This window comes from Bradyrhizobium japonicum USDA 6 (assembly GCF_000284375.1).
Taxonomy (GTDB): Bacteria; Pseudomonadota; Alphaproteobacteria; order Rhizobiales; family Xanthobacteraceae; genus Bradyrhizobium; species Bradyrhizobium japonicum.
In genome coordinates, this window is sequence record NC_017249.1 from 6,421,745 (window position 1) to 6,434,755 (window position 13,011).

12 protein-coding genes are annotated in these 13,011 nt (G+C 61.1%); 11 read left to right on the top strand and 1 reads right to left on the bottom strand.

What is annotated here, in order from left to right; genetic code table 11:
* Positions 1-149 precede the first annotated feature (149 nt).
* Positions 150-1,397: a YncE family protein gene (locus BJ6T_RS30405; protein WP_014496387.1), complete on the top strand. Its 1,248-nt coding sequence runs from the start codon at positions 150-152 to the stop codon at positions 1,395-1,397.
* 18 nt (positions 1,398-1,415) lie between these two features.
* On the opposite strand, the gene BJ6T_RS30410 is transcribed toward BJ6T_RS30405, so the two are convergent.
* A complete protein-coding gene (locus BJ6T_RS30410) occupies positions 1,416-2,414 on the bottom strand; it encodes a glycosyltransferase family 2 protein (RefSeq protein ID WP_014496388.1) in 999 nt (332 codons plus the stop codon).
* 308 nt (positions 2,415-2,722) lie between these two features.
* Between BJ6T_RS30410 and BJ6T_RS30415 the strand changes: the two genes are divergently transcribed.
* The 10 genes from BJ6T_RS30415 to BJ6T_RS30455 all read left to right on the top strand — a co-directional run bounded on the left by BJ6T_RS30415 (position 2,723) and on the right by BJ6T_RS30455 (position 13,007).
* Complete coding sequence (locus BJ6T_RS30415) at positions 2,723-4,027, top strand: lipopolysaccharide biosynthesis protein (RefSeq protein ID WP_014496389.1); 1,305 nt, start codon at positions 2,723-2,725, stop codon at positions 4,025-4,027.
* A gap of 207 nt (positions 4,028-4,234) precedes the next feature.
* Entirely contained in the window at positions 4,235-5,122 is an 888-nt protein-coding gene (locus tag BJ6T_RS30420; RefSeq protein WP_240537920.1) for a thioesterase domain-containing protein, read from the top strand.
* A complete protein-coding gene (gene nadE, locus BJ6T_RS30425) occupies positions 5,091-6,101 on the top strand; it encodes an NAD(+) synthase (RefSeq protein ID WP_014496391.1) in 1,011 nt (336 codons plus the stop codon). Before BJ6T_RS30420 ends, nadE begins: the two co-directional genes overlap by 32 nt.
* Positions 6,102-6,106: 5 nt before the next feature.
* The gene (asnB, locus tag BJ6T_RS30430) at positions 6,107-7,687 is read left to right on the top strand and encodes an asparagine synthase (glutamine-hydrolyzing) (RefSeq protein WP_014496392.1); all 1,581 of its coding nucleotides are present in this window, start codon (positions 6,107-6,109) and stop codon (positions 7,685-7,687) included.
* Positions 7,644-8,135 (top strand): asparagine synthase-related protein, encoded by a 492-nt coding sequence (locus BJ6T_RS49265; RefSeq protein ID WP_283808194.1) that lies wholly within the window; start codon positions 7,644-7,646, stop codon positions 8,133-8,135. The genes asnB and BJ6T_RS49265 overlap by 44 nt, the downstream gene beginning before the upstream one ends.
* Complete coding sequence (locus tag BJ6T_RS30435; RefSeq protein ID WP_014496394.1) at positions 8,132-9,694, top strand: class I adenylate-forming enzyme family protein; 1,563 nt, start codon at positions 8,132-8,134, stop codon at positions 9,692-9,694. The genes BJ6T_RS49265 and BJ6T_RS30435 overlap by 4 nt, the downstream gene beginning before the upstream one ends.
* A 50-nt stretch (positions 9,695-9,744) precedes the next feature.
* Positions 9,745-10,023: an acyl carrier protein gene (locus BJ6T_RS30440; RefSeq protein ID WP_014496395.1), complete on the top strand. Its 279-nt coding sequence runs from the start codon at positions 9,745-9,747 to the stop codon at positions 10,021-10,023.
* Positions 10,024-10,365: 342 nt separating this feature from the next.
* On the top strand, positions 10,366-11,082 hold the full coding sequence (locus BJ6T_RS30445; RefSeq protein ID WP_028147253.1) for a nucleotidyltransferase family protein: 717 nt from the start codon (positions 10,366-10,368) through the stop codon (positions 11,080-11,082).
* 18 nt (positions 11,083-11,100) lie between these two features.
* Positions 11,101-12,267, top strand: coding sequence for a DegT/DnrJ/EryC1/StrS family aminotransferase (locus BJ6T_RS30450; RefSeq protein WP_225894982.1), 1,167 nt, complete (start codon positions 11,101-11,103; stop codon positions 12,265-12,267).
* Positions 12,264-13,007: a sugar transferase gene (locus tag BJ6T_RS30455; RefSeq protein ID WP_014496399.1), complete on the top strand. Its 744-nt coding sequence runs from the start codon at positions 12,264-12,266 to the stop codon at positions 13,005-13,007. Before BJ6T_RS30450 ends, BJ6T_RS30455 begins: the two co-directional genes overlap by 4 nt.
* The last annotated feature ends 4 nt before the right edge of the window (positions 13,008-13,011 follow it).

The following is a 13,011-nucleotide window of genomic DNA, read 5'->3' on the forward strand; positions in this document are numbered from 1 at the left end:
CGCGCTGGGACCGAGCAGCTAGAACGCATCGTCGAACCAATAGTCCTGGTCCCCGCAGGAGCCTGGTGACCGGTAAGCTCCGAACCTCATATCGGTCGCTTGCCCACCCGGATGATCTGACCCCCTGCTTGCCATGGAGCATGATACGGATGTCTCCGTCCCTCTACACGCGAATTGGCCTGGCCGGCGCCGTGGCCGTCGTGCTTGCATTGGCGGGCATCGCCGCCGCACAGACGCTTGCAAAGACCAAGCTCTCGACTGCCAGCAGCATGAACTTGCCCGACTACCTCGTTCCGGTCACCGACCCCGACACCGGCGCCACGATCGTCCGGATAACGACCCCGGGGCCCTTGGGCAATGGCCTGGCCTGTCAGCGAGCCTATTGCACCCACCGGTATTCGAGCGCGCAGGCCTGGAACGCCGACCAGACTCTGCTTCTGATCGCCAACGGCTGTAACGGGCTCTGCTTTCTGGACGGACGGACGTACGTTCCGCTGTTCCGCCGGCAACGCGAAGACGAGTGCGAATGGCACCCGCGCGATCCCGAGCGCATGATCTGCGTGATCGGGCGCAAGATCTCGCTCTGGACACCGCGAACCAATGCCGAAGAGATCATGCTGATGGCCGAGGGCTATCGCGGCCTTCAGTTCGGACCGGGCAAGGGCAATCCCTCTCAGGACGGCCGGCGCATCGCCGTGCGGGGCACGCGCGCCGACGGGGTCGTCGTCGCATTCGCGTTTGACCTCGTGAGCCGCCAGAAGTTTCCGGATATCGAGGTTGGAAAACTGCCCGGGCGAGACGGCTCTTGCGAGATATCTGCCCTGGGCAGCTACGTCAGCTGCAGCCGATGGGTCGACGGAAAGGCTGAGGCATTCATCTACACCGTCGCAGGCGATCTGGTGCAAAGCTGGACCGAACATCATCGTCCGAGTCATGGCGACATGGCCGTGGACGCTGACGGACGCGAGATATACGTCGGAATCAGCAAATCTGATCCCGACATATACCAGGTGATCAAGCGCCGACTGGATGACGGCGTGGTTACCGCCCTTGCTCCGCGCGGAGAGGCCTCGCATGCATCCACGCGCGCGATCCACTGGCCCGGCTGGGTGATTCTAAGCTATGGCGGCGATCCAGCCGAGATTGCCCAGCTACCAAAGTTTGCGCCCTTCGCTCGGGAAGTCATTGCTCTGCGAATTGACGGCAGTGGCGAATTCCGACGCATTGCGTACACACGCAACGTCCCGCACGACTACTGGAGCGAGACTCACGCCTCGCCGTCGCCCGACGGTTCCCAAGTGATCTGGTCGAGCAATTGGGGGGTAGCGGGCGGCCCCGTGTTCGACTTCGTAACACGTCTCGATGCCCCCGATCGGACCAGCGCCCTGTCCCGATAATGATCGGCGGCGGCTCCGTCAGGCGTGACCCACGCGAGCTAGTGAGCCCGCTGCCGATGTACGCGCTCGCGCCCGGATCGCCTTGTTGGCTGCCTTGATAACCGAGGGGCGCAGGATCTGGAGCGCGTCCCGGATCGTTGCCCCCCAGGACTGGTGGCGAAATCTTCCGCGCAATCTTGCAACCCGCAATGCACGCACGACCGTTTCGGGATCCGGAAGCCCTTGCTTGTCCTCGACCAGGCTCCAGGTCAGATTCTTAAGATCAAGGGTCTCTTCATCGATCTGAGAAAACGATTTGGAAGCGGTAATGTTCGCGTGGTCCGTCATATCGTAGAAAATCAGGCCGTCGTCGATCGCCACCATGTCGCCATGACAGGCGAGGTCGACGAAAAACAGCTGGTCCACTCCCCACCTGATCGACTTGTAGTTTCGCATCAGACAGCCCGCCTGGATGACCTCGCTGTTGATCAGCAGGGTCGACGGAACAATTCCCAACACCCGGGTCTTGCCGACCAAATAGAGATCAGTCAGGCACTGCTGGCTCGAATACCGCGTGACCTGCCCTCCCCGGCGGTATTTTATGCCTTCATCCTGAACGAGATGAGATGTGGATGTCATGAACGCAGCGGTGGGGTACGTCCTCGCCAATTCCGCAAAAGTCTCGAGCGATCCGGGCACGAGCCAGTCGTCGTCATGCAAAACTTTGATCCAATGACCGCGACATGCGAGCATCGCACTGTTCGTATTCTCAACCTGGCCCCGTCCTCGGTGGTTCTGGACAATCCGAATACGGGAATCGCTCCGAGCGTATTCAGACAGAATGCTCCAACTGACGCCTTTTGGACCTTCGTCGTCGCTGATCACCATTTCCCAGTCGGCGTAATTCTGCTGCAGCACGCTTTCAATCGTACGGCGTATCATATCCGGTCGACGGAAGGTTGGTATGGCCACCGAAATCATGGGGCGGGCGTCCGGATCTCGAATGCCCTTCGACCCGTCGGGCTGCAACAGGTTCATCGCTTTTCCCTCAAGCTCAGTTCGATGAACGGTATGCTGACTGGAACGCCCGGCCATCCTTCATTTGCATGACGATGATCATCCCGAGACGCGACGTGTCGAAGCGGTCAGCTCGGTTGGCAGAATCGCGGCGGCAAGCACGAGCTGTTCATGCGAGCCCTCCTTCGATTCTGCGACACTTCAGCCAGCGTCATGCGAACGAATGATGGCGCACACCCCGCTCCATCCTACGATCGAACCGAAGTAGATCGCTCAGTAGCTACGATCTTGCCTTTTTTGAAATGAATTCTAGACCCAGGAAGTTTTTCATGGCCGCGAAACCGGCTACCGGTCCGACGCGGACAGGGGCCCTTGTTCGTGCAGCGGCGGGTGTCTCCGCCCTCGCACTCACCGGCCAGCTCATGCTCGTAGCGGCCATTCCCATCCTCACCCGGCTCTATTCGCCGGAGGATTTTGGAATCTTCACGATCTATCTCTCAATCGTAAACATCGTCGGCGCGATAGCCGGACTTCGCTTCAGCACGTCTCTGTATTTGGTCGAGGACAGAGCTCACGCGCTGGTTGCACTCAAGCTCACACTCGTGGCGGTCTGTTTTACGACCTCTGTTGTGCTCACCGCGGGATACCTGCTGTCGGACGTGGTGCCGGGACGACTGCAACATCTTACCTACCTCGTCCCCATCGGGATGGGCGCGGTCGGCCTTGCCGACGCGATGAACTGCTGGTGCCTGCGCTTCAATCATATGCGTGACTTCGGCATGGGCCGCCTCATCCTGCCGGCGTCGATGGCACTGCTCCAGGTGAGCTTCGGCCTCGCGCACCTCGGGGACGACGCAATGATCCGAGCCCACATCCTGAGCCAGGCTGTGCTGATCGCATTTCTCTGCGTCCGGCTCCTGAAATGGGAGGACATCCGCCGCATCTCGCAAGCCTCGTGGGGTTCGGTCGCGGCGACGGCGCGGCGAGAGTACAAATTTCCACTGTTCGAGCTGCCCTCGGCCCTTGCGGGATTCGCGATCATCAATCTCCCCGCAATCTTCATAGGCTCGCTATTCGGTACCGCATTCGCCGGGCATTTTGGCGTCGCCGCCCGTCTCGTGACCGGTCCGGTCACCCTGATCGCTTTGCCGCTCAGCAATGTCTTCGTCGCCGAGGCCAGCAAAGACTTCGACCGTCATCATCTGCTCGGCACCGCATGCGGCCTGTTGGTCGTTGCGGCCGGCCTGATCGTTCTGCCGGTGCTCGGCCTTGGATTTATCTCCCCCTACGTCGTCGTTCCGCTGCTCGGAGAATCCTGGATACCTACGGGTCAGATCATGGGCGCCCTGGCGCTCATGTGCGCCGCACAAGCCTTGTCGACACCCATTCAAGAAGCTCCAACTCTTTTCCGTCGTCAGGAGCTGCGTCTGCTGGTCAACCTGGTGCGAGCCGTGTTCGTATTTGCCCCGCTTCTCATCGGTGCCCACCTCGGCTTCGACCCGTTGCAGGTGATCTACATGATGGCCGCCGGAGGAGCTACCGGCTACGCCCTGGGCATTATCGTGGCGCTGTTTCTCTTGAATGGGCCTGGCGGCGCGCGGACGTCGGGCGCACCGATCAATGGGCCTGTGTGACCCAGAGGGTCGAAAGAGCGCGCCCCGAACTTCGCGTCCGCTCGAGGAGGCGGCACATGGACAATGGATACACTGGGGCGGAAATAACCAATTTCCTGGGCGCGACCAAATGCTTCATGCGAATGAATGATGAGAGGATTTTCAACGTCTTCATACTCCAATATCGGAGTTCGGTCGGTCGGTTGCATGCCAATGAAACTACGGCCATTGATTGATACAGGCGAGGATTTGGCTTCTCCGCCCTCCTGCAATGTGGCGGCGGCGCCGCCCGTGCTGTTCCTACTGCCCGGCTCGCTTGGTTATGGAGCAAGCCTCGCCGCCCTGACAGCCTCAATACGCGAAATTGCACATGTCGTCCCGATCCGCTACCCGGATCTCGGCAAGATCTTGCAGGGTCAGGACAGCGTTTGCGATATGGCTGCTGCTGCCGTGGAGCAAATCAATCGCATCCAGCCGCAGGGCCACATCAGACTTCTCGGTCATTCCCTGGGTGGGGCGGTCGCCTTCGAGGTCGCGACGCGAATGTTTGCCGCCGGCCGCTCGGTGAAGTTCTTCGGAATTCTCGACACCAGCCTCATGGGCGAGCGCAGTTCTGCATGGGAGACGTTGACCCGCACGATCCGTCGAATCCGCAGCAACCGGGTCACCGCGCCCCGGATGGTCTGCCGGGCCCTCGCCAAGGCAACCGTTGCGATCGGCCATGAAGCTAAGCTGGCCCGGATGCTCGATCTCCGCGCGAAGGGGCAGTTCGATCTCACGTCGTTCAGGCTCAAGCAGGAATTGCAGGAAGTCTTGCGCGCGAAGGCCTACTTCCGCTGGTTGGCGGAGCCGAAATCGATGCTGCCGTTCTCCGCCGTCCTGTTCCGATGCCAGCGAAAGAAGATGCCGCAAACTCTGGGATGGGATCGTGCGTTTGCCCAGATCGATGTCGTCCCAAGCGCAGGCACTCACACCGATCTGGTCATGCCGCCTTACCTCGCGATGAACTTGCACCTCGTCCAGAAGGCGCTGTCACAAACCTACTCACCGGCCGAGTTTCCCCAGAGAGAGGCGGATTGTTCACGTGACCTTGCAAGCAGCCCACAGCCAAACTGAACCCGCGTTCAGTAAAGACGCCTTGGTCCTGGATGCGCCATCGGAGGTCGCACGCATCGTCGCGTTCTTGCGCGACCGTGTCCTTGGCGTGCTTGGCCGACGCGGAGCCATCGTCGGACTTTCCGGCGGCATCGACAGCTCGGTGGTCGCAGCGCTCTGTGCGCGCGCATTTGGAAATACGAAGGTCCTCGGCCTTCTGATGCCCGAGCGCGATTCGTCTTCCGATTCGCTGAGGCTCGGCCGGACCGTTGCCACGCAACTGCGCCTCACGACGGTTGTCGAAGACATCGCACCGGCGCTCGAAGCATTGGGCGCATACCGCCGGCAGCGAGAGGCGATCCAAGCCGTCGTACCCGAATACGGAACCGACTGGAAATGCAAGCTGGTACTCGGCTCGGGTGCGGAGAGCGCCGGCATCAACATCACCCGTCTGACCGTACAAGACCCGCACGGCGAAACCTCCACCGTGCGTCTTCCCCCCGAGGTCTACCTGCAGATCGTCGCTGCAACCAACTACAAGCAACGGGTCCGCAAGATGACCGAGTACTATCACGCGGACCGTCTGAAATATGCCGTCATAGGCACACCAAACCGGCTCGAGCACGATCAGGGCTTCTTCGTGAAGCAAGGTGACGGGGACGCGGACGTCATGCCGATTGCGCATCTCTACAAGAGCCAAGTCTACCAACTGGCCGAATACCTCGGCATCGACGACGAGATCAGGAGACGGCCGCCGACGTCCGACACATTCTCGCTGCCGCAGAGCCAGGAGGAGTTCTATTTCGCGGCCCCCTATCGATTGACTGATGTCTGCATGTACGCGGTCAATCACGGTATTTCCGCCGACAACGTGGCCGAGGCCGTAGGTCTAGCCACAGCGCAGGTGCAGAAGGTCTTCAAGGACATCACTTCCAAGCGTCGGGCGACGCGCTATCTTCACAGCCCGCCTCTGCTCGTTGATGCGGTAATCGAGGACTAGACGGCATGTGCGGCATCGCCGGCATCGTGGCGCTGAGTGCGAACGCTCCGAGTCCTTCGCGGAGAGCGCTCTTGCGTATGGTCGGGGCGCTCGCACATCGCGGGCCAGACGAGCGAGGCCTCTACCGGGACCAACGCGCGGGCCTGGCGCACGCCCGGCTCTCGATCATCGACATAGCGGGCGGACAACAACCTCTCTCCGATCCCGGCGGGCCCGCCTGGATCGTGTTCAACGGCGAGATCTTCAACTATGTCGAGCTGCGTGAGCAGCTGATCTCGCTCGGCCATCGCTTCCGCACCCGCAGCGACACGGAGGTCGTGATTCAGGCCTATCGCGCCTGGGGCGAGGCAGCATTCGAACGGATGAACGGGCAATGGGCCCTTGCCATCTGGGACGCCTCCGCCAACCGCCTCATCTTGTCCCGTGACCGGACCGGAATCTGCCCGCTGTATATCTGCAACCACCAAGGCCAACTCCACTTCGCCAGTGAGATCAAGGCCATCTTCGCGGCAAATCCGGCAATCCCTCGGGCACTCGATCCAGCGGGCATCGACCAGACCTTTACCTTCTGGAGTAGCGTGCCGCCGCAGAGCGTGTTTCAGGGGATCACGGAGATTGAACCGGGACACGTCCGCACCTACGCGCGCGGCGCGGTCCGGGACCGCGCATTCTGGACTCCGTGCTATGCGCCCCGGTCCGACGAGCGTCGCCTTCCGTCCGCCGGCTGCAATGACGATGTGATCGATGCTGTGCGTAGCGCACTGGAGGCGGCTACGGCGCTGAGAATGGTGCGGTCCGACGTCCCCGTGGGAAGCTATCTCTCCGGTGGTCTCGACAGCTCGCTCGTTGCGGCATTGGGAAGCCGGTTTGCAGGCAGGCGCTTCCAGACATTTTCCGTGCGCTTTACCGACGCCGAGTATGACGAGACCTCCTATCAGCGCCTAATGGCACGCACGATTGCGAGCGAGCACCACGAGCTCATGGTCTCGCGACAGGATATCGCCGAGGTATTTCCCAAGGTCATCTATCACACTGAGCGGCCAATCCTGCGGACCGCCCCTGCACCGCTGTTCCTGCTCTCAAAGCTCGTGCGCGAGCGCGGCATCAAGGTCGTGCTGACCGGCGAAGGCGCAGATGAAATGTTCGCCGGTTATGATGTGTTTCGCGAAGGCAAGATCCGCCGTTTCTGGGGCCGCCAGCCGGCCTCAACGCGACGCGCCGCCCTCCTGAGCCGGCTCTATCCCTACATCTCGCGATCGCCGGTCCACATGCAGGCCATCGCGCTAAAGTTCTTCGGACACGGCATTTCTGCACCAGATGCGCCCGGCTTCGCTCATTCCCCGCGTTGGCGCAGCACGAGCGCGATCAAGCGCCTGTTCTCCGCAGACATGCGCGCGGCCACTTCGCAAGCCGACCCGGTGACCGAATTGCTCGATCGTTTGCCACCGGATTTTTGCCGCTGGACGCCGCTTGCACAAGATCAGTACCTCGAGACCAAGACGCTCCTGGCCGGGTATCTGCTCTCCTCCCAGGGGAGACCGGATGTTGATGGCGCACTCGGTCGAGGGGCGCTTTCCATTCCTTGACGACGACGTCGTCGAACTCGCGAACTCCCTTCCCGACGCCTGCAAACTTCGCATCCTCGACGAGAAGCACGTCCTTAAGCGTGTAACGCAGTCGCAAGCTCCATCAGAGATTGTCACACGCAAGAAGCAGCCCTACCGGACCCCCAACGCGCTCTGCTTCGTCGACAGGGATGCCCCCCCTTATGTCGACGAAGCGCTCTCAAGCGCAAGCGTCCGCGCCGCCAACATCTTCGACCCGGTGGCGGTCGAACGGCTGCGCGCCAAGTGCCAGGCCCATGCGCACGCCGGCGATGGCGACCTGTCCAACTTCGACAACATGGCGCTCGTCGGCGTCTTGTCCACTCAGCTCCTGTTCCAGCAGTTCGTCGCGGACCGGCCGGAAGCACCGCGCCGCCTCGAGCTCAGCGTGGACGTCGACCACCAGGACGTACCGGGAGTTTACGCATGATCAACAATCCCGTGCCGCTCCTGCACGATTACCTGATCAACTCGGCCCATCAAAACGGCGCCAAGGTCGCGCTCGTGTGCGACGGTCATCGGGTTACCTACGACCAGCTCGAGGCGTGGTCGAATGCGGTCGCGCACCATCTGGTCGAGGCCGGCGTCGAGCGCGGCGATCGTGTGATGATCTTTGCCGACAACACCGTCGAGGCAGCCGTCAGTTTCTGGGCCGTCCTCAAGGCCAACGCGATCGTATGCCTCATCAATCCTCTCACGAAGCCCGACAAGCTCGGCTATCTCCTCAATGACTGCCAGCCGACTGCACTCATTACGCAAACGCGCCTTTATGCGACGTTCCGCGAACCCGCACGACATTGCCCGTCCTTGCGCCGCGTGATCGTGTCCGGCCCACTCGACGACGCCGATCTGAACGCACTGCCGCATGCCGTGCGATGGAACACTGTAACGGCCAACGAGCACGACGCCGCACCCGCGCGCCGCTGCATCGATATTGATCTCGCCGCCATTGTCTATACCTCGGGCTCGACCGGCGAGCCCAAAGGGGTGATGCTGACGCACCGGAACATGATGACGGCATGCACGTCGGTTTCGTCGTATCTGGACGTCCGTGACGATGAGGTCATCCTCAACGCTCTGCCACTCGCCTTCGACTACGGCCTGTATCAGATGATCATGGCCGTACGCGCCGGAGCGCGCCTTGTTCTCGAGCGCTCTTTTGCCTTCCCCGCCGAGACGCTCCGACGTGTTGCAGAAGAGAGAGTGACGGGCTTTCCCGGCGTACCGACGATGTTCTCGACTCTGCTGCAGCTTGAGTCGCTGAAGAGTTACGATTTATCCAGCATTCGCTACGTGACGAGCACCGGTGCCGCGCTGCCGGTCCGGCACCTGGAGCAGCTGAGACACACGTTCCCCGGCGCACGCATCTACTCCATGTACGGTCTTACCGAATGCAAACGCTGCACCTACCTGCCGCCGGAGGATCTCGATCGGAAGCCGTCGAGCGTAGGAATTGCCATTCCAAATACCGAAATGTGGATCGTCGACGAGCGTGATCAACGGGTCGGCGCCGGCATCGCCGGACAGCTGGTGATCCGCGGTGCGACCGTCATGAAGGGTTATTGGCGAAAGCCCGAAGCTACTGCGAAGAAACTCAAGCCCGGACCGCTTCCCGGCGAGCAGGTGCTTTACACCGGCGACTACTGTCAGATGGACGCCGACGGATATCTGTACTTCGTCAGCCGGAGCGACGAGGTCATCAAATCGCGCGGCGAGAAGGTCGCGCCCAAGGAGGTGGAGAGCGCTTTGCTGGACATTCCCGGCATAAGGGAAGCGGCAGTCGTTGGCGTTCCCGACGATCTGCTCGGTCACGCGATCAAGGCCTTCGTGGTCGTCGACCAGGTGCGGCCGATCGACGCCAAGCAGATCCAGCGAGAGTGTCACAAGCGCCTCGAGAGTTTCATGGTCCCCAAGTACGTCGTTATCGTGCCGGAACTGGCGCGCACGGATACGGGCAAGATCAACAAGAGAGAGCTCATCACGGGATAGCTTGTGGACGGCCAATCGACGCACCCGCTTTCATATGGAGCACCAACGCAATGACACTGGTCTTGGCACCCGACCGCTGCAAGGAGCAGATCCGCGCTTTCCTGACATCGAACTTCTACATCAGCGACATCGCGGCGCTGAACGACGACGCTTCCCTGCTCGACCAGGGGATCATCGATTCGACCGGAGTGCTCGAGGTGGTTGGGTTCATCGAGACGACCTTCGGAATCGCCGTCGACGACAATGAGATCCTGCCCGAGAATCTCGATTCCATTCGGGGCATGGCACGTTACATCGCCAGCAAGGTTAACTTGGCCGCCGATACCTGATCGATCGGCGCGTTCGGCAAGCAGAGGAAACGAGCGGTCCTGTAACTCGATCGCGGCTTGGCGCCCCGGGGGCTTCACCCGGCCGCCGAGTGCGGCGATTTTTTGCCCTTCGCGAACCCTTCCGCATGAGCTCCTTGGTCAAGGCAATCCCGTGTCTTCCGGAGAGGCACGCCTCGACTGCACGACTGCGCGGACTACCCGCCGGCATTCCTCTGCAGTCCGATTCCAACGCTCTCATGCAAACGAACGAAGACGCAGGCATGGTTTTGCTCCTACCTTTTTCCCGAGAAGCATATCTCGGTTTTTTTTGAAGCGTATTTTTTTGAGTGCATGGAGGTTCAGATGAAAGCGGTAGTTCAGTGCGGCGGCAGAGGAACTCGACTTCGTCCACATACGTCCATTTTGCCAAAACCTCTCATGCCAATCGGCGCGCGTCCCGTCCTCGAGCTCGTTCTCAAATGGTTGAGACGGAACGGGATCGGAGAGGTCTTCGTCACCACCGGTTATCTGGGCCATCTGATCCGCAGCGTCTGTGGTGACGGCAGCCAGTGGAACATGCAGATCACCTATACGCAGGAGCTCGAACCGCTCGGCACGATCGGTCCGCTGTCATTGCTGCGAGAACAGCTCAACGAGCCGTTCCTGGTCCTCAACGGCGACGTCCTGACAGACCTGAACCTGAACCAGCTGATCCACAATCACCGAAAATCCGATGCCAACATCACCATCGGAACCTCCGTTCGGAGCACGAAGATGGACTTCGGTGTGATTGATGAAATCGATGGACGCGTGACCGGATTTCGCGAGAAGCCGGAGCTGACGAATCTCGTCAGCATGGGAATCTACTGCATGAATCCGGTCGTCCTCGAGCGCATTCCGTCGGGCGTCCCCTTCGGATTTGACGACCTGATGTTCCAGATGCTCGAGGAAGAAGCCCGCGTCAACGTCTTCAAGCACACTGGCCTGTGGCTCGACATTGGCCGGGTCGAGGACTTCCTGAAAGCCCAGGACATTGCGTGGGACGAGCAATCGTCTGCGTTCGCAACTGCGGCTGCGTGACGCAGCGTCCCCCTTCGCATGGGGAATGAACGGGAAGAGGAACACATGCTGTTGGTATCAGAACCGGCCCTGGGAATTGACGAAAAGGAAGCTCTTGTTGCCGCGATCGATAGCGGCTGGATCACCATGGGGGATCGCGTACGGGAGTTCGAACAAACGTTTGCACGCATGCATGGCGCCGAGGACTCTATTGCAGTCGGATCATGCACGGCCGCACTTCACCTCATCCTGCATGCGCTCGGCGTCGGCCCCGGCGATGAAGTCCTCGTTCCTTCTCTCACATTCGTTGCCACGGCCAATGCCGTGCTCTACGTCGGAGCGCGGCCCGTGTTCGTCGATGTCCAATCCGGGGCCGTTCCCCTGATGTCAGCGGCCGATGCGCTCCGCAAATGCACTTCGCGGACGAAAGCGGTGATCCTCATGCATTTTGGGGGCTACCTCGCTGATCGAGAGGAGTGGCAGGCCCTCGCTCGCAGCAAGGGTCTGCTCCTGATCGAGGACGCCGCCCATGCGCCCGGCGTCAAGGGGGTCGGCACGTTTGGCGATGCGGCCGCGTTTTCCTTCTACGGCAACAAGAACATGACGACTGCTGAAGGCGGCGCGATCATAACGCGTCACCGGATATTGAACGACATGATCAAGCGCGCCAGGTCGCATGGCATGACCACCAACACGCGCCAGCGCCTCGTCAGCCGCAGTCCCGAATACGACGTGACGCTTCTTGGATTCAACTACCGCATGGACGAGTTGCGCGCCGCGGTCGGCCTGGTGCAGCTTCGTAAGCTGGCAGGTTGGAACGACACAAGGCGGCATCTGTCGCTGCACTATCGGCGGCGGCTGGCCGAGCGTTGCCCTTCGGTCCTGGTGCCATTCAACGCGTCGTGGGTCTCGGCCCACCATCTCATGCCCGTCGTTCTCCCCGCGGCAAGCGCGCGGCAGCCCCTGATCGAGCAGCTCAGCAAGCGCGGCGTTCAGACCACCATTCACTATCCCCCGGTGCATCGGTTGACGTTCTACCAGGATCAGTATCCGGGCATCAGCCTACCCAACACTGAGGATTTTTGCGGACGCGAGCTCACCTTGCCGCTCCATCCCGCGATGACTCCGGCCGACGTCGATCACGTGGCAGACAGCCTCGCAGATGGACTTCAGGCAACCTGTCCCGCGGAGGTCGAACAGGCATGAGCGAAACGGTCAATGCGGGATGCGCTGGGCCGGCAGCTCCGGCCGTGCGTTTGCGGCGCGTCATCGATGTCCTCGGGGCCGGGACGGCCATAATCGTCTCGCTGCCGATCCTATTGGTCATTGCGCTTGCCGTCTGGATCGAAGGCGGACGGCCGATACTGTATTCGCAACTTCGTCTCGGACTGAACGGGGCGCCGTTCCGCATGTACAAGTTCCGGAAGTTCAGAGCCGATTGCGACGATCGCGGAAGTCCGCTCACGATGGTGAACGACAACCGCATGACGACGATCGGCGGGCTGCTGGCAGCATTCAAGCTGGATGAGTTACCGCAGCTCTGGAACATCCTGCGGGGTGACATGTCTTTCGTCGGCCCGCGACCCGAGACGCTCGTATTTGCCGACTGTTTCAGGAACGGATTCGAAAAGATCCTGGAACACCGGCCAGGCCTGGTCGGGCCGTGCCAGGTTCTCTTCCGGCATGAAAATGAGCTGTTCCCGCCGGAGGGCAATGTGGCGGATTTCTATCGGGAGGTTCTGTTTCCCGCGAAGGCGAAGATCGACCTGGCATATTATTCCAATCGAACCGTCATGTCCGATCTCCGGTGGATCGTTCAGGCCGGCTGGATCGCCGTGGGGGAGCCGCTTCTCAAGCGCATGCGAAGACCCCGACCGGAGAGCCAGAACCAGAGCGGCATAGCGCCAACTGGCGGATCTGTCGGTGCGAACTTATTTCAAAAGTAGACGG

What these genes read in the sequence shown, in the direction of transcription:
- BJ6T_RS30435 (WP_014496394.1), top strand. Translation starts at nt 8,132, where the DNA reads ATGATCAACAATCCCGTGCCGCTCCTGCACGATTACCTGATCAACTCG.
- BJ6T_RS30445 (WP_028147253.1), top strand. Translation starts at nt 10,366, where the DNA reads ATGAAAGCGGTAGTTCAGTGCGGCGGCAGAGGAACTCGACTTCGTCCA.
- BJ6T_RS30440 (WP_014496395.1), top strand. Translation starts at nt 9,745, where the DNA reads ATGACACTGGTCTTGGCACCCGACCGCTGCAAGGAGCAGATCCGCGCT.
- BJ6T_RS30450 (WP_225894982.1), top strand. Translation starts at nt 11,101, where the DNA reads ATGGGGAATGAACGGGAAGAGGAACACATGCTGTTGGTATCAGAACCG.
- BJ6T_RS30405 (WP_014496387.1), top strand. Translation starts at nt 150, where the DNA reads ATGTCTCCGTCCCTCTACACGCGAATTGGCCTGGCCGGCGCCGTGGCC.
- BJ6T_RS30415 (WP_014496389.1), top strand. Translation starts at nt 2,723, where the DNA reads ATGGCCGCGAAACCGGCTACCGGTCCGACGCGGACAGGGGCCCTTGTT.
- asnB (WP_014496392.1), top strand. Translation starts at nt 6,107, where the DNA reads ATGTGCGGCATCGCCGGCATCGTGGCGCTGAGTGCGAACGCTCCGAGT.
- BJ6T_RS30455 (WP_014496399.1), top strand. Translation starts at nt 12,264, where the DNA reads ATGAGCGAAACGGTCAATGCGGGATGCGCTGGGCCGGCAGCTCCGGCC.
- BJ6T_RS49265 (WP_283808194.1), top strand. Translation starts at nt 7,644, where the DNA reads ATGTTGATGGCGCACTCGGTCGAGGGGCGCTTTCCATTCCTTGACGAC.
- BJ6T_RS30410 (WP_014496388.1), bottom strand. Translation starts at nt 2,414, where the DNA reads ATGAACCTGTTGCAGCCCGACGGGTCGAAGGGCATTCGAGATCCGGAC.